The sequence below is a fragment of the Gallaecimonas pentaromativorans genome, from assembly GCF_003751625.1.
GTDB lineage: Bacteria > Pseudomonadota > Gammaproteobacteria > Enterobacterales > Gallaecimonadaceae > Gallaecimonas > Gallaecimonas pentaromativorans.
The window spans coordinates 330722-348369 of the sequence record NZ_RJUL01000001.1; the positions used below are offsets into that span (position 1 = coordinate 330722).

Annotated in this window: 16 protein-coding genes; 5 read left to right on the forward strand and 11 right to left on the reverse strand. The window is 60.5% G+C overall.

Annotation, left to right across the window (positions count from 1 at the left end):
• Positions 1-15 precede the first annotated feature (15 nt).
• The 4 genes from tssL to tagH are packed head-to-tail and all read right to left on the reverse strand — an operon-like array spanning position 16 to position 4314.
• Positions 16-1311, reverse strand: coding sequence for a type VI secretion system protein TssL, long form (gene tssL, locus EDC28_RS01500; protein ID WP_050657896.1), 1296 nt, complete (start codon positions 1309-1311; stop codon positions 16-18).
• Positions 1312-1335: 24 nt separating this feature from the next.
• Positions 1336-2658, reverse strand: coding sequence for a type VI secretion system baseplate subunit TssK (tssK, locus tag EDC28_RS01505; RefSeq protein ID WP_050657897.1), 1323 nt, complete (start codon positions 2656-2658; stop codon positions 1336-1338).
• A gap of 11 nt (positions 2659-2669) precedes the next feature.
• Entirely contained in the window at positions 2670-3134 is a 465-nt protein-coding gene (gene tssJ, locus EDC28_RS01510; RefSeq protein ID WP_050657898.1) for a type VI secretion system lipoprotein TssJ, read from the reverse strand.
• A 4-nt stretch (positions 3135-3138) separates the two neighbouring features.
• Complete coding sequence (gene tagH, locus EDC28_RS01515) at positions 3139-4314, reverse strand: type VI secretion system-associated FHA domain protein TagH (protein ID WP_123420430.1); 1176 nt, start codon at positions 4312-4314, stop codon at positions 3139-3141.
• Between the two features lie 227 nt (positions 4315-4541).
• Between tagH and EDC28_RS01520 the strand changes: the two genes are divergently transcribed.
• Positions 4542-6482: a serine/threonine-protein kinase gene (locus EDC28_RS01520; RefSeq protein WP_123420431.1), complete on the forward strand. Its 1941-nt coding sequence runs from the start codon at positions 4542-4544 to the stop codon at positions 6480-6482.
• 45 nt (positions 6483-6527) lie between these two features.
• Here EDC28_RS01520 and EDC28_RS01525 read toward each other — a convergent pair whose 3' ends face one another.
• Positions 6528-7766 carry an SO_0444 family Cu/Zn efflux transporter gene (locus EDC28_RS01525; protein WP_050657902.1) on the reverse strand — a complete coding sequence of 413 codons (1239 nt, stop codon included), beginning with the start codon at positions 7764-7766 and terminating at the stop codon, positions 6528-6530.
• 163 nt (positions 7767-7929) lie between these two features.
• Between EDC28_RS01525 and purH the strand changes: the two genes are divergently transcribed.
• The 3 genes from purH to EDC28_RS01540 all read left to right on the forward strand — a co-directional run bounded on the left by purH (position 7930) and on the right by EDC28_RS01540 (position 11217).
• A complete protein-coding gene (gene purH / locus EDC28_RS01530; RefSeq protein WP_123420432.1) occupies positions 7930-9492 on the forward strand; it encodes a bifunctional phosphoribosylaminoimidazolecarboxamide formyltransferase/IMP cyclohydrolase in 1563 nt (520 codons plus the stop codon).
• 9 nt (positions 9493-9501) lie between these two features.
• A complete protein-coding gene (gene purD / locus EDC28_RS01535; protein WP_123420433.1) occupies positions 9502-10782 on the forward strand; it encodes a phosphoribosylamine--glycine ligase in 1281 nt (426 codons plus the stop codon).
• 96 nt (positions 10783-10878) lie between these two features.
• A complete protein-coding gene (locus tag EDC28_RS01540) occupies positions 10879-11217 on the forward strand; it encodes a hypothetical protein (protein ID WP_123420434.1) in 339 nt (112 codons plus the stop codon).
• On the opposite strand, the gene eutC is transcribed toward EDC28_RS01540, so the two are convergent.
• The 3 genes from eutC to EDC28_RS01555 all read right to left on the reverse strand — a co-directional run bounded on the left by eutC (position 11214) and on the right by EDC28_RS01555 (position 14429).
• Positions 11214-11963: an ethanolamine ammonia-lyase subunit EutC gene (gene eutC / locus EDC28_RS01545; protein ID WP_123420435.1), complete on the reverse strand. Its 750-nt coding sequence runs from the start codon at positions 11961-11963 to the stop codon at positions 11214-11216. The genes EDC28_RS01540 and eutC overlap by 4 nt on opposite strands.
• Before the next feature lie 3 nt (positions 11964-11966).
• The gene (locus EDC28_RS01550; protein ID WP_123420436.1) at positions 11967-13352 is read right to left on the reverse strand and encodes an ethanolamine ammonia-lyase subunit EutB; all 1386 of its coding nucleotides are present in this window, start codon (positions 13350-13352) and stop codon (positions 11967-11969) included.
• A 99-nt stretch (positions 13353-13451) separates the two neighbouring features.
• On the reverse strand, positions 13452-14429 hold the full coding sequence (locus tag EDC28_RS01555; protein ID WP_123420437.1) for a quinone oxidoreductase family protein: 978 nt from the start codon (positions 14427-14429) through the stop codon (positions 13452-13454).
• Between the two features lie 160 nt (positions 14430-14589).
• On the opposite strand from EDC28_RS01555, the gene EDC28_RS01560 reads away from it, so the two are divergent.
• Positions 14590-15276: a YebC/PmpR family DNA-binding transcriptional regulator gene (locus EDC28_RS01560; RefSeq protein WP_123420438.1), complete on the forward strand. Its 687-nt coding sequence runs from the start codon at positions 14590-14592 to the stop codon at positions 15274-15276.
• Positions 15277-15302: 26 nt separating this feature from the next.
• Here EDC28_RS01560 and EDC28_RS01565 read toward each other — a convergent pair whose 3' ends face one another.
• The 3 genes from EDC28_RS01565 to EDC28_RS01575 form a co-directional block, all read right to left on the reverse strand.
• The gene (locus EDC28_RS01565) at positions 15303-16169 is read right to left on the reverse strand and encodes a lipase secretion chaperone (protein WP_170163993.1); all 867 of its coding nucleotides are present in this window, start codon (positions 16167-16169) and stop codon (positions 15303-15305) included.
• Between the two features lies 1 nt (position 16170).
• Positions 16171-17097 carry a triacylglycerol lipase gene (locus tag EDC28_RS01570; RefSeq protein ID WP_050657911.1) on the reverse strand — a complete coding sequence of 309 codons (927 nt, stop codon included), beginning with the start codon at positions 17095-17097 and terminating at the stop codon, positions 16171-16173.
• A 122-nt stretch (positions 17098-17219) separates the two neighbouring features.
• Positions 17220-17630, reverse strand: coding sequence for a hypothetical protein (locus EDC28_RS01575; RefSeq protein ID WP_050657912.1), 411 nt, complete (start codon positions 17628-17630; stop codon positions 17220-17222).
• Positions 17631-17648 lie beyond the last annotated feature (18 nt).

Below are 17648 nucleotides of genomic sequence, written 5' to 3' on the forward strand. Positions count from 1 at the left end.
TTCATCTATCTAGCCTCAGGGGATCAAATCAATTTCCACCCGCCGGTTAAGGGCGCGGTGTTCGTTACTGTCATTGGGGTACAAAGGTTCGGCTTCGCCGCGACCTTCCGGCCAGAGCCGCCCGTCAAGCTTGCCGCCGCTGGCCAGCACATTGGCCACCGCATTGGCGCGAGCCAGGGACAAATGCCAGTTGGACGGGTACTTGCTGGTGAAGATGGGCTGGTCGTCGGTGTGGCCGGTAACCAGCACCTTGCCGTGGGTGGATTCCAGCGCCCGGGCAATTTTGTTGAGCACCGGGGTCATGTCCTCGCGCACCGTGGCCGAGCCGGAGCCGAACAGCGCCTCGTTGCCGATACGCAGGCGAATGCGATCCGGCAGGTACACCATCTCCAGCAAACCTTTGTCTATTTCGGTTTGCAGGATCTGGCGCAGGTATTTGGCGTCGGCCGAGTCTTTCAGGTCGCCCTGCTCGTCCCCTGCCACCGGCTGGGACGCCACCGACACCTTGGAGAAGTTCAAGAAGGTGGTCTGGGACCTTTGGTTGATGTTGTAGACAAAGCCCATGTACAGCAGCAGCAACACCACCCCGCACAGGGCAAAGGCCACCCACAGCGGGAAGCGCTGGGCCAGCTCGTCACCGGGCACCAGCTTTTGCTCCCAATCCCCTTCAAAGGGGGTGGCGTAGCGGCCCTTGTCGGCACAGATTTGCTGGTAGATGCGATCTTTTAAGCCATCCAGGGCTTCCTGCCCCAGGTTCTCGACCCGGTATTTGCCCTTAAAACCCAGGCTCAGGCACAAGAACTGCAGCGTCAGCAGCGGCACGTCGTTGGTGCGCTGGGCCTTTTCCACCAGTTCGAAAAAGTGGATACCGGCCAGGGTCTCGGAGTGAAACTCCGACAGCAACGAACTGGCGGCCCATTGGCCGCTGCCGCCCCAGGGGCTGTTGAGTACGATTTCGTCCAGCAGCGCGCACAGGCAGTAAGACGCCATGTTGACGGTGTCTGGCGCCACCTGCTGGCCCTGTAATGCGCGCAGGTATTCACGGATAAGATCCATGCTCTGGCGCTTGAGGGCGCTGATGTCGTCAACGCTGCTGGCCTGGCCGAGGCGGTCGGCCAGAGACAAAATCTTGGACGCCTCGTCCACCAGCACATCCAGGTGGGTGGCGGGGAGCCGAAACCGGCCGCGCTGAAACTCATCGCTGACCGAGGCCAGGGCGGTTTTGTCGTCATGGCCAACCGGCTCTTGGGCCGGGCGCGGGGGCGCCTGGCGAGCGCCGGGGCGCGGCTTGATTATGGTGCTGTCATTCATACTCACATCCCTGTGGGTGCTGGTTTACTGCCTGATGGCCCAAAGCTCCAGGGCCAGGCCCGGGTAGTTACCGGACACGTGCAATGCCAGGCCGCCGCTTTGCTTGAGCTGCTGCCAGCGCTCCGACTGGCTGTCGAGCAGGAAGTAGTGGTAACCGGCATGGTAGGGGATCTGCCGCGGCGCGACCGGCAAGGCGCTGACGCCGATACCGGGCAGATGGTTGTTGACCAGGTCGCGGATATGCTCCACCGGTCCCAGCTTGATCTGGGTAGGCAGGCGGCGGCGAATGTCTTCGGTGGTCAAATCGGCCTTCACCGCCAGCACCAGCTGGGCACTGGCCAGCATGGATTTGTCGGTGAGCGGCGCCACCTTGATACCAAACTGCGCTTCCTCAAGTTTGAGGGCCACGGCGGTTTGCTCCAGCACCGTCGACAGCGATTGGCTGATCACCGCCATCAAATCACCAAAAGTCTCGGTGAGGCGGTCGTGCTGATAAGACGGCAGGGCCGGCGGGCGCTTCTCGGCGCGGGTAAAGGTGGCCATTTCACCGGCCAGGGTCACCAGCAGGCTGTAGAGCCGCTCGGGGTGCACCTGGGGGCTGTCTTTGAGGTGTTCGAGATTGGGCTGCCAGCGGTTAAGGGCTTGAAGCATCAGCACATCCAGCAAGGTGGTGGACTGCTCGGCGCCCTTTTGCATGCGCATGGCCAGCGCCTGGGCCCGCTGCTTGACCATGGCCAGCACTTCGCGCAGCAAAGAGGCCAGCGGGGTGATGGCGTTGATATCCAGGCACGGCGCCATGTAGCTGCGATCGAGCTTCACTTCTTTTTCGTTGATCACTTCAATGATGCGCGCCAGCGGCAAGGTGGCAAAGCCAGCCATGTCTTCCCGCTCCAGCTTGAGGCTGGGATTGAGGTAGGCAAGGCTCAAGTCTTCTTCGTCGCCATCGTCCAAGGACTCGTCCAGCACCTTGACGTCGCGCATCACAAATCGGCCGATGTGGTGGGAGTCGGCGGCCACGATATTGGCGCCGGCCAGCTTTTCCAGGGGAATGGCCAGGTACACCAGTTCGTCGCGGGCATCGGCCGGCACTTCTAAAAGCAGGTTGTCCTGCTGGTCAAACTCGAACGGCAGGCCGTCGGGGAAGAGCCCAGCGCCTTTAATGACGCTGACCTGGCCCAGCGGCAGGGCTTGCTCGTCCAGGGTCAGTTGGTTGACCCCATAACCGAACGGGAAGATGCGGCTGTGGCGAAGCCTTGCGGCGTGATAGTGAAAACGGTCTTGTTGCTGAAAATGCTGCGGGCGCAGCAGCATGCCTTCTGACCAGGCGACCTTTGCCAAACGTTCCATGTTGCCTCTCGTTATCCCTTGGTGCTGATAGCCAGCGCATCCAGTTTCAGACTGACATCCTTGTAACCGGTGGGATCGGCATCCAGCACCAGGCGCCATTGGGCGTTCTCGATATCGCGGTAAGCCACCACCACGCCGATAAAGCGGGTTTTGCCACTGAGGCGCAGTTTGATGTCGCGTTTCTCGCCCGGTTGCAGCTCAAAGTCGTCCACTTTGACCAACTCGTTGCCAAGGGCACTGGCGGCGTCGCCGTAAAGATTGAAAAAGTCGCTGGCATCAAAGGCGCTGCGGCCATTGAGCTGGTAGACCTTCATCACCACCGGTGAAGGCCGGCCGGTGTAATCGGGGTTGAGGTTGTCTACGGCACTGACATTGAGATCGGTGCTCGGCTCGTAAACGGCGTTAGCCACCACGCAACCGGCCAGCATTACCAGCACGGCAGACATAAACAAAGGACGCAGCCACTTGGCGTACATCGGATCACTCCTGTTTCAAAGTACGGATAGCGTTTTCGTAGGCATCAACAAAGAGATCGGAACGCATCATGCGTTCGGCATCGCCATATTCATGCTTGAGGTGGTCTTGCTGGCGCTGCCAGCGTTCAAAGGCGCGGGCCTTGCCAATCACCGGCATTTTGTCCAGGGCGCTGTCTTCCACCACCGCGTCGGTTTCCAACAGCGACACCACCACTTTTTCCACGGCTGCCATCAGGGCTTGCTCGTGGTGGCGGATATCGGCAAAAGCTTCTTCAATGGCCTCCTGGGGGCCAAGGAAGGAGTTGTGGCGGCGGATAATCAAGGATTCCAGAGCATCTTGGGCAGTGGCAGAGAATTTCAGGGGGTTGTTTTCCTGGCGGCGGAAGGTGGTTTGCTGCACCCGCAGCTTCTGTTTTTGCTCGGCGCGCATGTGCAGCAGATCCAGCAGCCTTTCGAGCATGATGCGGGTGAGGTTGCCCAACTCCTTCATCAGCGCCGCATCCGGCGCTTTGTCAGTAAACTGCTTTTGCATGCCCAGGCCTTCGAGTAGGGCCTCTACCAGCTCGGGCTTGGCCTGGGGCTTGGGCGCCTCTTCCTTGGCAGGCTCCTTGTTGCCCCAGTTCCACTCGGTGGGAATACCATCGGCGCCGGTGCTTTTGGGCATGTCCACATGGCTGTCGGCCGAGCCGGGTTCGGCCAGGGAAGAGGCCAGGCTGCCAAAGCTCAAACTGGGCTCAGGCGCCGGTGCCGGTTCGGCTGGCATGGGTGAAATAGGCGCAGAAGCTAATTCAGCATTTTCTGAAAAAGAATTAACTGAAGCCGTTGAATGCGTTACCGGTTCTGGCTTGTCATTATTTTGACTTACCAGCTTCACGGCAATTTCATAATCACCGATACGAAGCACGTCACCGTCATTAAGTTTGGAGGGGTTTTCTTTACCCAACGGCTGGGTGGAATTATTCACAAAGACACCGTTGGTCGAAATATCTTTCAACCAGTAGGCATTATCTTTTTTTACGATTTCAGCGTGCTTAGAAGAGATAACCCGATCCGGGTCAGGCAGCTGCCAATCACATTGCTCAGATCGACCAAGCAATTGATTTTCATTGGAAAAACGCTTAACAGACTGAATAGAGGGAGACAGCCTGTGGTAGCTTGTTATTTCAAGCTCCAGTTCCATGGCACTTTACCTTTCCTTGATGACAAACCTGCCTATTTGCCTTTCTCCTGAAAGACAACGGCTCAAGATTACGGATCCCCTAATGGACTGTCAACGCGATCCATTTCATGTTTCACTTAACTTTGTGGAAAATAAAATCACCGTTATAGTACAGTTCATGTTGAAAGTTCAGGATGTGAACTTTACTTTTGCCCCCTCTTAATTAATGAAACAAAGGATGTTTCAGCATGGAAGCCAGCGCCCAGACTCACACCACTGTGTCCGGTCAACTTGAGCCCGTTGCCAACCACAACGAGCATCAGTGGACCGACAAAACCCTCAAGCAGCGTTACCGTATTGAATCCCTGATTGGCTCTGGGGGCATGAGTGACGTCTACAAGGCAACGGACCTGCACCTGGAAGAAGCCGGTGCCCGCGACGCCCAGGTGGCGGTGAAAATCCTGCGCGCCGAGCTAACCAAAGACAGCTCGGCCCTGAGCCTGCTGGCCAGAGAAGCGGCCAAATCCAAGCGCCTTTCCCACCCCAATATCATCCGCGTGTACGATCTGGACCACGACGGCGACACCTGGTTTATGGTGATGGAGCTGCTGGAAGGGGAGCCCCTGTCCAAGGTTATCCAGCGGGCCAAGCCCCAGGGCCTCAAATGGAAGGGCGCCGCCAAGGTGCTGGAGCAAATCCTTTCGGCCCTGGCCTTTTCCCATGCCCAGGGCATCGTCCATGCCGACCTCAAGCCGTCCAACATCTTTGTGACCAGCCAGGGCAGCATCAAGATCCTCGATTACGGCGTCGCCCAGGCTCTCAAGCCCACCGGCCACGAAGACTTCCTGAACGAGCAGCAAAGCGACGAAACCACCGTTTACGGCTACACCCCGGCCTATGCCTCCACTTCGCTCATTGCCGGTAAAGAACCGACGGTGTGTGACGACCTCTACGCCATGGCCTGCGTGTCTTACGAGCTGCTGAGCTCGCGCCACCCCTTTGACCGCAAAAAGCTCAGCGAAGAAGAGCGCCGCCAGTTCAAGCTGACCAAACCGGCCAACATGCCTGGGCGCCTCTGGCAGCCGGTGCGCAAGCTCTTAAAAGAAGAAAAACCGCAGCCGACCCTGCGCCGCCTGCAAAAGGTGATAGAGCCGCTGCGCGTTGGCAACATCCTCTACCCGGTGGCCCTGGTCGCGTCGGTGGTGGTGGCATTCAGCCTGTGGAGCCACGGCAAGGATCAGGTGGCAAGCCTGCAGGCGCAGCTTGACGCCATCAACGGTCACCAGCAGAACCTCGAAGCCATCAACCTGATGCCGGTTGAAGATCTGCTGGCCAAGCTGCCCAGCCTCTCCCCCCAGGAGCAAGCCGGTATCTTGCGGGTTAACCGCAACCGTATCCTTGACCACTACGAGCAGCGTATCGACAGCGCCTTAAAAGAAGCGGACCGCCCGGATCTCCCCAACTTCCCGGCCGCCGCCCTGGTACTCAAAGAGCTGCTTAATATCTTCCCCAACGATGACGAGGTACGAAACCTCGACCTGCGCCTCGAGCAGCGCCGCCAGTCCTTGCTGAGCGCCCTGACCGAAGAATACAAGGCCCGCCTGGAACAGGCCGCCTACAGCGATAAAGCCGCCATTGAAGAGTTGGACGCCCTCAAGGCCGACCTGCACTTTTTGAACCCGGCGCCCATCGTGCCCTCCGAGGCTGCCCAACAAAAACTGGCCGAGAACCTGAACCAGGCCATGGCCAACGAAGACGCCCCCGCCATCAGCCGCCTGATGGATGTGGCCGGGCGTTTCTTCCCCACCTCCGACACCCTGGCCGAACCGCTGGCCAAGGCCGGCGCCCTCAAAGACGCCATCGGCCAGTTGGCCGATTACCAGCAGCAAGTGGATAACGGCCAGACCCCGCAATACCCGGTGCAGGCCGCCGAAGCCTTTTACCAAACCAAGCTGGCGGCCTGGCAGCAGCGGATAACCGACGCCAAAGAGCCCAAGGAATTGGACGCCGTTTATAACGAGCTGAGCGCCTTTGAAACCGCCCTGCCAGCCAAGCTGCCGAGCGTAACGGCATTGAAAAAGCAGCTGGCCAACGCCTACCTGGCCCAGGCCAACGAGCTATTGAGCCATCGCCGGGTGGTAGCGGCTCAGCCGTTGATGGAAAGAGCCAACCAGCTGATGTCCCAATAAAAAACCGAGTTAAAGGTGATAAAAAGCGGCCCTCTGGCCGCTTTTTTAATGGCTGTGACTGTGCCCTGCCCCCGGCTTTAACTGCCGGTAAAGGCTCGCCAGCATCAACAATGCCAGCACCAGCGCCGAGCCGATGCTGAGCCACTGGGGCAGCAAGGCATGGCTGCCGCCTTGGGCGGCGATGCCGGCCGGCCAGAGCCCGGCCAGATAGTTGGTAAGAAAACCAAAGCCGATGGCCGGCACTATCACCCCGGCGAGATAAGCCAGCAGCGCCCGGTTGCCCAGCTCTTGGCGCACCAGGCCAATGGCGGCGGCGTTGGTGGCGGGGCCCGCCAGCAAAAACACCAGCACCGCCCCCGGCGATACGCCCCCCAATAACAGCCCGGCGGCAATAGGGGTGCTGGCGGTGGCACAGATATACATGGGGATGCCAATCAGCACCATCACCACCATGGCAGTGAGCCCGCCGCCCCAGCGGGTCAGAAAGTCGGTGGGTACATAGGTGACCACCAGCGCGGCAAATACCAGGCCGATAAGCAGCCATTTAACTGAGTCGTCCACCAGATCATGGGTGACAAAATCCCAGCCCTGGCGCCACTTGCTTTTGCTGCTGTCCACCGGCGCGCAGCAGCTGTCAGCTGTGCAATCACTCGCCTTGGCCGCCACGCTTTCGCCAGCGCAGCAGCTGGTGGTTTTCGGCGCCTCGCTAGCACAGCAACTGCTGGCCTCTTTTGGCTTGTCGCCGCAGCAGCTCGTTTTTGCTGGCGCTGCGGCGTTACCACCACAGGCGGCCTCGGCTTTGGGGCCAGAGCCGCTGGCAGGCGCCACTGCCTCTTTGGGGCCGCAGCAACTGGCCAGCTGTGGGGTAAAAGATGCAAACACCGGCGCTTTGGCGCGCCCGGCCAAAAGCCCGGCCAGCAGCGCCGAGGTGATGGCAGCGATGGGCCGCACTATGGCCAGCAAGGGGCCGAGCAGACCATAGGATACCGCCACCGAGTCCACACCGGTTTCCGGGGTCGATACCAAAAATGACACGGTGGCGCCCTTGGAGGCCCCGGCCCGGCGCAGGCCCATGGCCGCCGGCAGTACCCCGCATGAGCACAGCGGCAGCGGCGCACCAAACAGGGCTGCCTTGGCCACCGGTTTAACCCCTTCGCCGCCCAGGTGGCGGCCCAGCCAATCGGCCGGCAGCCACACCTTGATGGCGGCGGCGGTAATAAAGCCCAGCAGCAGCCAGGGGGCTGCGTCCATAAAGAGTGCTAAAAAGTGCGTCAGTAATGTCATATCCACCTTGTCCGCTTCGAGACATGGAACAAGCTTAACCTTTGACTCTACTCTAGGGTCAAGAGGCTGGGGAATTTCCCTGCCGCTCCCCCTTCGGAAACGTTTTCGTGTAGAATGGCGCCCGCTTTTTCCTATTCTTATTGCCAGCCATAGAGACCAACTGATGCAAGACGCTCGCCCCATCCGTCGCGCCCTTATCAGCGTATCTGACAAAACCGGTATTACCGACTTCGCCAAGGCCCTCACCCAACGTGGCGTGGAGATCCTGTCCACCGGCGGCACCTACCGCCTGCTCAAAGACAACGGCATCAATGTCACCGAAGTGTCCGAGTATACGGGCTTTGCGGAGATGATGGACGGCCGGGTGAAAACCCTGCATCCCAAAATTCATGGCGGTATCCTGGGCCGCCGCGGCGTAGACGATGGCGTGATGAACCAGCACGGCATCAACCCCATCGACCTGGTAGTCGTGAACCTCTACCCCTTTGCCGCTACCGTTGCCAAACCTGATTGCAAGTTTGAAGACGCGGTTGAGAACATCGACATCGGCGGCCCCACCATGGTCCGCTCCGCCGCCAAAAACCACAAAGACGTGGCCATCGTGGTGAACGCCGGTGACTACGGCCGGGTTATCGACGAGATGGACCAACAAAGCGGCAGCCTCTCTTTCGAGACCCGCTTTGATTTTGCCATTCGCGCCTTCGAGCACACCGCTGCCTACGACGGCATGATTGCCAACCATTTCGGCGCCCTGTTTGGCGAAAGCAAGTTCCCGCGCACCTTCAACAGCCAGTTTGTGAAGAAGCAGGACCTTCGCTACGGCGAAAACAGCCACCAGCAGGCGGCTTTCTACGCTGAAGCCGAGCCCAAAGAGGCCTCCATTGCCACCGCCGTGCAGCTGCAAGGCAAGGAACTGTCCTACAACAACATCGCCGACACCGATGCGGCGCTGGAATGCGTGAAGGAATTCGATACGCCTGCCTGCGTTATCGTCAAGCACGCCAACCCCTGTGGCGTGGCCGTGGGTGCCAGCATCCTCGAGGCTTACGACCGCGCCTTTAAAACCGACCCCACCAGCGCCTTTGGCGGCATTATTGCCTTCAACCAAGAGCTGGACGGCGACACCGCCAAGGCCATTATCGAGCGCCAGTTCGTGGAAGTGATCATCGCCCCCAAAGTCTCCGCCAGCGCCCGTGAAGTGTGCAGCGCCAAGACCAATGTGCGGGTACTGGAATGCGGCGAGTGGACAGCGCGCCCGGCCGCGCTGGACATCAAGCGCGTTAACGGTGGCCTGCTGGTGCAAGACAAAGACCAGGGCATGGTGAGCGAGAGCGACCTGAAAGTGGTTACCCAACGCGCTCCCACCAGCGACGAAATGAAAGACTTGCTGTTCGCCTGGAAGGTAGCCAAGTTCGTGAAATCCAATGCCATCGTCTACGTGAAAAACGAGATGACCATCGGCGTCGGCGCCGGCCAGATGAGCCGCGTATATTCGGCCAAAATAGCGGGCATCAAGGCCGAAGACGAAGGCCTGGAAGTGCCCGGCTCGGTGATGGCCTCTGACGCCTTCTTCCCGTTCCGCGACGGCATCGACGCCGCCGCCAAGGCCGGTATCACCGCCGTTATCCAACCGGGCGGCTCTATCCGTGACGACGAAGTCATCAAAGCGGCTGATGAAGCCGGCATCGCCATGGTGTTCACCAATATGCGCCACTTCCGCCACTAAGGAGTCAGCATGAAAGTTCTGGTTATCGGCGGCGGCGGCCGCGAACATGCCCTGGCCTGGAAAGCGGCGCAGAGCGAAGAAGTTGAAGTCGTCTTTGTGGCGCCGGGTAACGCCGGCACCGCCTTGGAGCCCAAGCTCAAGAACGTCGATGTGACCGGCAATACCGCCCTGGTGCAATTTGCCAAGGACAATAACGTTGAGCTGACCATTGTTGGCCCCGAAGCGCCGCTGGTTGCAGGGGTGGTGGACGCCTTTCGCGCTGAAGGTTTGGCCATTTTCGGCCCCACTGCCGCTGCGGCTCAACTGGAAGGCTCCAAGGCTTTCAGTAAAGATTTCCTGGCCCGCCACGCCATTCCTACCGCCCAGTACCGCACCTTCACCGAAGTAGCGCCAGCCCTGGCTTACCTTGAAGAGCGCGGCGCGCCTATCGTGGTCAAGGCCGACGGCCTGGCCGCCGGCAAAGGCGTGATTGTGGCCATGACCTTGGATGAAGCCAAAGACGCGGTAAACGACATGCTCTCTGGCAACGCCTTTGGCGACGCCGGTGCCCGGGTGGTGATTGAAGACTTCCTAGACGGCGAAGAAGCCAGCTTTATCGTCATGGTGGACGGCAACAACGTCACCCCCATGGCCACCAGCCAGGACCACAAGCGGGTTGGCGACGGCGACACCGGCCCCAACACCGGCGGCATGGGCGCCTACAGCCCGGCCCCTGTGGTAACTACCGAAGTCTACCGGCGCATCATGGACGAAGTGATCTACCCGACCGTGGAAGGCATGAAGGCCGACGGCATCCCGTACACCGGCTTTTTGTACGCCGGCCTGATGATCGACCAGCAAGGCGCCCCCAAGGTTATCGAGTTCAACTGCCGCTTCGGTGACCCGGAAACCCAGCCGATCATGATGCGTCTGAAATCCGACCTGGTGAAACTGTGCCTGGCCGCCACCGCGGGCCAATTGGACAAGTTCCCCGAAGCCCATTGGGACGAGCGCCCGGCAGTTGGCGTGGTAATGGCCGCCGCCAACTACCCCGACACGCCCCGTAAGGGCGATGCCATTTCCGGCCTCGACGAAGTACCAGAAGGGGTTAAGGTGTTCCACGCTGGCACCGCCGAGCAGCACGGCCAAGTGGTCACCAACGGTGGCCGGGTGCTGTGCGTAACCGCCCTTGGCGACAAGGTGGTTTCTGCTCAGCAGAGCGCCTACCAAGGGGTAAGGGCCATCCACTGGGACGGCGCCTTCTTCCGCACCGACATCGCCTACCGGGCTATCGCTCGGGAAATGGACTAAAAAAAGCCGGCACAAGCCGGCTTTTTTATCCGCCATCTTGCACCAAAGGGCGCTTTCTCTTAGGGTTGGCGCCTGTTTTTTATGGGGTTTTCGATAATGCATGTTCCCGGCTGGTTACGCTATCGCCTCTACGCCATCCTGGTGGCCTGCCTGATTGGCGGCGCCTTTATTCCCGAATTTGGGGAGCTGGCCGGCAGCTGGCACACGCCGCTGCACCTGCTGACCTTCGCCCTGGTGGCGCTGATGGGTTGCTGGGCCTGGCCCAGCCTCAAATGGTACTGGCAACTGGTGCCAGCGTTGCTGCTGCCGGTTATTCAGGAAGTGTGCGAAATGTATGGCTACGGCCATGGCCTGGAATGGCGCGACATCCTGGTGGATATGGCCGGTGGCTTGATTGGCATTGCCATAGCCGCCCTGCTGCTACGCCGCCGTTAACCCAGCAAGAAATTGCCTTGCTGGGTGAGCGCCGTGTCCATGGCGCTTTCGTCTTTTAAATCCACGCCGCTTATTCCCCGGCGCCAGGCCTCGCTCATCAAGTAGCCCTGGCGTTTGGCCGCCTCTTGGTAACTGAGCCCTGCTGGCCGCACGTTGGAGATGCAATTGCGCCGCTCGTCGGTACCGCCCACCTCTGGCCCGTAAGTAAAATAGAGCCCCAGGCTGTCCGGGGCGCTAAGCCCTGGGCGCTCACCAATCAGCACCAATACCATCCGCGCCCCTAAAAGGCTCGCTACCTCATCCCCTATGGCGACCCGCCCCTGGGTTACCACGCTAAGAGGCGCCAGGGACCAATCTTTCAGCTCAGGCCTTAAGGCCGCCAGAAAAGCAGCGGCGTTTTCTTCGATGGCCAGGGCCGAAAGGCCATCCACTATCACCAGCGCCAGATCGTATTCGCCCTGATGGCGCTCGGCGATTTGCCGCGACGGTGCGTCCAGGCGCCGGCCCCAGTCGGGGCGCTTGAGGTAACTGGCGCGGTCCGGCGCCTGGCTGGTCAAAAAGAGCACCGGCTCGGGTAATTGGCCCTCGATTTTTGCTACATCCAGCGCCTTGTGCACCGCATCGCGGGCCCGGGCGTGGTCAAGCCCAAAGGCCAGCTGCTTTGCGGTGGGCAGGCTCACCCCAGCCCGCCCTTGGCCAATGCGGGCGGCGGTAAATTTTTGAAGTTGTTGCCAGGCATCACTCATGGCTTAGCCCTCCAGGCGTTTGATGGCAGGGGCAAAAAGCGGCGGTACCCCTTTGGGTAGCCGAAATTCCCTATCCAGGATCTGCATTTTCTCCAGCCAGGTTTCAAACTCCGGGGCCGGGCGCAGCCCCAGCACCCGGCGCAAATACAGGGCGTCGTGAAAGGAGGTGCTCTGGTAGCCGAGCATGATGTCATCCGAGCCTGGAATGCCCATGATGTAGTTGCAACCGGCCACCCCCAGCAAGGTCAGCAGGTTGTCCATGTCGTTCTGGTCGGCCTCGCAGTGGTTGGTGTAACAAACGTCCACCCCCATGGGCAGCCCCAGCAGCTTGCCGCAAAAGTGATCTTCAAGACCGGCGCGGGTGATTTGCTTGCCGTCAAAAAGGTATTCGGGGCCGATAAAACCCACCACGGTGTTCACCAGCAGCGGCTCAAAGGCGCGGGCCACGGCGTAGGCGCGGGCCTCCAGGGTTTGCTGGTCTACCCCAAAATGGGCGTTGGCCGAGAGCGCACTGCCCTGGCCGGTCTCGAAGTACATGACGTTGCTGCCCACCGTGCCGCGTTTGAGGCTAAGGGCCGCCGAGCGGGCCTCGGCCAACAAGTCCAGGGTGACCCCAAAGCTCTGGTTGGCCTTTTGGGTACCGGCGATGGACTGAAATACCAGATCCAGCGGCGCCCCCTGCTCCATCACCTTGAGGCTGGTGGTGACATGGGTCAGCACGCAGGACTGGGTAGGAATGTGGTACTGCTGAATCACCCCGTCCAGCAGCTCTAACAGGCGGCGCACCTGGCCGACGTTGTCGGTGGCTGGATTGATGCCTATTACCGCGTCGCCGTTGGCGTAGAGCAGGCCGTCGAGAATACTGGCGGCAATGCCGGTAGCGTCATCGGTTGGGTGGTTGGGCTGCAACCGGGTGGCAAGGCGCCCCGGCAGGCCCAAGCGGTTACGAAAGGCGGTTTCGACCCGGCATTTTTTGGCGACCAGGATAAGGTCTTGATTGCGCATAATTTTACTGACCGCCGCCGCCATTTCCGGGGTAATGCCGGGGGCGATGGCCAGCAAATGCTGGCTGTCTGCTTCGTCGCTTAGCAGCCAGTTGCGAAAATCCCCTACCGTCAGGTGGCTGATGGCAGCAAAGGCGCGAGCGTCGTGGCTGTCGATAATAAGGCGGCTGACATCATCTTCTTCATAGGGCACCACCAGCTCGCTTAAAAAGGCCTTGAGCGGCACTTCGCTCAGCGCCAACTGAGCCAGGGCCCGCTCCTCATCGCCGGCAGCCGCCAGCCCGGCCAGCTCATCTCCCGAGCGCAGCGGCGTGGCCTTGGCCAGCAGGGTTTTAAGATCAGGAAAAACAACCGATTGGCTGCCGAGTTGGTAGCGAAAAGCCATGGCAGGCTCCCGAAAATGGCGTTCTTTTAACCATCCCGGTCGCCGCCGGCGCCGTCAAGCGCCGCCATCAAAAAACCGGCCACAGGGCCGGTTTCGTTATCAGGGCAGCAGCACCGTCGAGCCCGTGGTTTGGCGGCTGGCTAGGGCGATATGGGCCTTGGCGGCGTCTTTGAGGGCAAAGCGCTGGCCTATCTGCACTTTTACGTCGCCATTGGCCACCACACTGAACAGGTCTTGGCACATGGCCTTGAGCCGCTCGGGGGTGTCGGCGTAACCATTGAGGCTGGGGCGGGTCACGAACAACGAGCCCTTTTGGTTCAAAATAGCCAGGTTCACCCCTTCCACCGGGCCGGAGGAGTTGCCAAAGCTCACCATCAGGCCGCGGGACTTAAGGCAGTCCAGCGATGTCAGCCAGGTGTCTTTGCCCACCGAGTCGTATACCACATCACACATGGCGCCGCCGGTCAGCTCTTTGACCCGCTCAACCACGTCTTCTTTGCTGTAGTTAATGACTTCCCAGGCGCCGTTGGCACGGGCCAGCGCCGCCTTTTCTTCGGTGGAAACAGTACCGATGAGTTTTACCCCCAGGGCCTTGGCCCATTGGCAGGCAAAGGTGCCCACGCCACCGGCGGCGGCATGAAAGAGCACCACGTCACCGGCTTTAAGCTCGGCGGTTTGGCGCAGTAGATACTGGCAGGTCAGGCCCTTTAGCATCATGGCGGCGGCGGTTTCAAAATCGATGCTGCCTGGCAGCAATACCACCTTGGCGGCGGGCAGCACGTGGTATTCGCTGTAGGAGCCCAGCGGGCCCTGGGCGTAGGCCACCCGGTCGCCGACGCTAAGGCCAGTGACGCCTTCGCCTACCGCATCAATCACCCCGGCGCCTTCGGTGCCAAGGCTGGTGGGCATGGCGGGGGCCTTGTAGAGGCCGTCGCGAAAGTAGATGTCGATGAAATTCACGCCCACGGCGTGGTTTTTTACCCGCACTTCACCGGCTTTGGGTTCGGCCGGGGTAACCTCGGCCCATTGCAGGGCCTCTGGGCCACCGTTTTGTTCGATTTGAATACGCTTTGCCATTGCTAACTCCTTATTGGCGTTGGCCTAGTGATACCACTTTGCCGCCCTTGCGATCCATTGCACTTTAGCAGGAGCCAGGCGCTTTTCGGCCCCTTTGGCGCCGCCTATAATGGCCGAACCCGGGGCCCGGCAGGACCATTACCACGCAGCGAGACAACCCATGGGCGCTCAATGGAAGGCCAAGCACAAAAGCGCGGCGGCCAATGCAAAAGGCAAAATTTTCACCAAACTGACCCGCGAGATCATGGTGGCGGCCCGTAGCGGCGCCGACCCAGACATGAATCCTCGGCTGCGCATGGCCATCGAGGCGGCCCGCAAGGCGTCCATGACCCGTGACACCCTGGAGCGTGCCATCAAAAAAGGCGCTGGCCTGCTGGACGAAGTGGTCAACTATGAGCTGGTCACCTACGAAGGCTTTGCCCCCCATCAGGTGCCGGTGATTGTCGAGTGCCTGACCGACAACAAAAACCGCACCGCCTCCGGTATGCGAGTGGCTTTTCGCGGTGGCCAGTTGGGTAACTCCGGCTCGGTAAGCTGGGACTTTGATTATCTTGGGCTGATTGAGGCCGAAGGCAGCGCCAATGCCGAAGAAGCCGCCATTGAAGCCGGCGCCCAGGATTTGGAAGAACACGACGAAGGCGTGACCTTCTACACCGACCCAAAAGATCTGGACGCAGTCAGCCGCGCCCTGCCGGCATTCGGTTTCGAGGTGCTCTCTGCCAAGCTCGGTTACAAAGCCAAAAACCCCCTTAGCCTCGGCAGTGACGCCCTGGCAGACGTTGAAGCCTGGCTTGAAAAGCTCGACGAGGACGACGACGTGCAGGAGATTTACGTCGGCCTAGCCTGATGAAAAAGCGCCCCGCAGGGCGCTTTTTATTGCATGCCGTTACTGAGCCACACCCGCAAGCGCTTTAACTCGTTGGCCGAGAAGTGGCGCGCCTGGTATTCGGCCAGGGCCTGGGCCTTCTCGGCGCTGGGTAGCGCCGACAGGCTTTTTACCTTGTCACGGTAGGCTGCCACCTTGCCCTGCCACGCCTGCTGCTGCGCCTTGGCGGCCATCAGCCGGTCGGCGGCGCCGTCGCCATACTGGGCTGCCAGTTGGTCACGGCTGGCCCCGCTCATCTGCTGCAACTGCTGCAACTGCGCCAGCTTCAGGCTGGGGCCGTAGGCCTGCTGCACCGTTGCCGGCGCCTGGGCCAGGGCGTCTTCCTCCCATTTGAGCTGTTCGCTTTCGCTCAGCCCGAGACTCTGGATCTCCAGGCGGCGCAGGGTGAAATCCTCCACCGCCGCCTCGTCGCCCCACAGCTGATTGATCTCAGCTTCCGAGTAAAACTGGCGGCGCAGGGCGTCCCGCTCGGTCCAGGCTGCCTTTAGCTCGGCGGCCGTAGCCGCCTGGGGCTTGGCAACCTCACTTAAGGCGTCCAGATACTGCTGGTAGTGGGCAAAGGCGGCCAGCGCCGCGTTGATATCCGCCTCGGCCCAACCATCCTGGCGCAGCGACTGGGCCAGCTTGCCTGGCAGCGCCGAGAGCGGCAATTCGCCCACGGCGCTCAGCCAGTAGTCAAAGCGGGCTTTTAGAGCGGCGCTCATGCGGTAGCGGCTGCCCACGGCGCCATCAACCTGGGTGTCAGCCAGGCTGGCGGCAGCCTTTACCGGCGCCATGGGGTGGCGCTCGGGAAACACCAGATACAAGAGGCCGGCCACCGCCAATACCGGCACCATGATCGTGAAGGGCTTCATGTTAAAGCCCCAGGTTTTTGAGCCTGTTTGCCTGGTTGCGATAAAGCGTCTTGGGGTTGGTTTCAAACAGGCTGACCAGGCCGAAGGTCTGGTTAACCTCATCGAGGTGGTTCATGGCGTAGTCGTCACGGATCACCTTACCCAAATGGCTTGAGCAGCTGGACACCAGGCCGTCGTTGCTTTCGCCAAACACCAGGGAAGTGAGGCCCAGGGCGGCGTCGGTAACGTCCAGCACATTGGTGAGCGGGCTGGCGCCACTCCAGGAGAAGTAGTAAACGCCGTTGGCCGCCTGCATCTGGCCCTGGCCGCAATATTGGCTGGGCATGCCTTCGGGGTAGCTGGCGTTAAAGGCCAGCGAGCCTGCGGTGGTCAGGGCATTGAGCGCCGCCACCGAGTCTTGCGGGTCAGCCGGAGTGCCAGAGAGGAACTCGATAATGCTCGAAAAGGCGTTGGCGGCGGCGCCAATCACGCTTTCCGACACGCTACCGGGCGCAATGGTGCCGCGCAGGGCATCGGCAAAGCGCGAGCCCCAGTTAACGCCGCCAACAGAAGTGACCGACGCCACCTTGCCCGGGCTGATGGACGCCGCATACCGGGCAGTGGGGCCGCCGTGGGAATGGCCAATCAGGTTGACCTTCTTGGCGCCGGTAAGCGCCAGGATGTTATCGATTTGCACCAGCAACTGTTCGCCCCGCACTTCGGTGCTGTTGGCCGCCGACACGTTCACCACATAGACCGTGGCGCCGTCTTGGCTAAGGGCCTGCGGTATGCCGTACCAATAATCGACCCCAGCCAGTGAATCAAACCCAAAAAGGCCGTGAACCAGAACGATAGGGTATTTGGTTTGGGTATAGCCGCTGGCAGCGGCCGGTTGGACAGGCAAGGCGCACAGCAGCGCCAGCCCCAAAAACAGAGACTTGAGTGACATAACTCCCCCTTGTTGTGCTGCATATCCGTTGTGGGTCGGCCTGCCTTATTGATTGGCTGCAACAGGTCCGCCCAGTGAATAAAAGTTGCACAACAGTTTCACTCTGGCAACTGTAGAAATGCTCAGGAGGGGCAACGCAACTCGGTTTTGTTGTATTTGCGGCGCACCCAGTTCACCGCCTTGAGCACCGAGCTTTGGCCAATCACCGCCCGCTCCAGGCGGTATTTTCCGGGGAAATCCGACACCACCAGGGCGATCAGAATGGTCAGCAGCCCCTGGCCGGGTAAAAACAGCATCAAAAAACCGGCCACAAACAGCACCAGCGCCAGCAGGTTGCGCAGCAGCCACCAGATGACGGTCCATACCGTCCAATGGCGCTGGTGGCGCTCACGGACAAAGTAATCGGCCGGCATTTTGACGATAAGAAAGGGGATCACCACCATGGACGCCAGCATCATCACCAAGCCACCAATACCGATGGCCGGCAGATAAGGGCTAATGGCGTCAATCAGGGTGTCCAACCAGGCGGGCATAACGGGCTTTCCTTAAAA

Coding starts and splice junctions, on each gene's coding strand:
- EDC28_RS01520 (WP_123420431.1), top strand. CDS start 4,542: ATGGAAGCCAGCGCCCAGACTCACACCACTGTGTCCGGTCAACTTGAG.
- EDC28_RS01575 (WP_050657912.1), bottom strand. CDS start 17,630: ATGCCCGCCTGGTTGGACACCCTGATTGACGCCATTAGCCCTTATCTG.
- eutC (WP_123420435.1), bottom strand. CDS start 11,963: ATGAGTGATGCCTGGCAACAACTTCAAAAATTTACCGCCGCCCGCATT.
- tssK (WP_050657897.1), bottom strand. CDS start 2,658: ATGGAACGTTTGGCAAAGGTCGCCTGGTCAGAAGGCATGCTGCTGCGC.
- EDC28_RS01525 (WP_050657902.1), bottom strand. CDS start 7,766: ATGACATTACTGACGCACTTTTTAGCACTCTTTATGGACGCAGCCCCC.
- tssL (WP_050657896.1), bottom strand. CDS start 1,311: ATGAATGACAGCACCATAATCAAGCCGCGCCCCGGCGCTCGCCAGGCG.
- EDC28_RS01555 (WP_123420437.1), bottom strand. CDS start 14,429: ATGGCAAAGCGTATTCAAATCGAACAAAACGGTGGCCCAGAGGCCCTG.
- EDC28_RS01570 (WP_050657911.1), bottom strand. CDS start 17,097: ATGTCACTCAAGTCTCTGTTTTTGGGGCTGGCGCTGCTGTGCGCCTTG.
- tssJ (WP_050657898.1), bottom strand. CDS start 3,134: ATGTACGCCAAGTGGCTGCGTCCTTTGTTTATGTCTGCCGTGCTGGTA.
- EDC28_RS01565 (WP_170163993.1), bottom strand. CDS start 16,169: ATGAAGCCCTTCACGATCATGGTGCCGGTATTGGCGGTGGCCGGCCTC.
- EDC28_RS01550 (WP_123420436.1), bottom strand. CDS start 13,352: ATGGCTTTTCGCTACCAACTCGGCAGCCAATCGGTTGTTTTTCCTGAT.
- purD (WP_123420433.1), top strand. CDS start 9,502: ATGAAAGTTCTGGTTATCGGCGGCGGCGGCCGCGAACATGCCCTGGCC.
- tagH (WP_123420430.1), bottom strand. CDS start 4,314: ATGGAACTGGAGCTTGAAATAACAAGCTACCACAGGCTGTCTCCCTCT.
- EDC28_RS01560 (WP_123420438.1), top strand. CDS start 14,590: ATGGGCGCTCAATGGAAGGCCAAGCACAAAAGCGCGGCGGCCAATGCA.
- purH (WP_123420432.1), top strand. CDS start 7,930: ATGCAAGACGCTCGCCCCATCCGTCGCGCCCTTATCAGCGTATCTGAC.
- EDC28_RS01540 (WP_123420434.1), top strand. CDS start 10,879: ATGCATGTTCCCGGCTGGTTACGCTATCGCCTCTACGCCATCCTGGTG.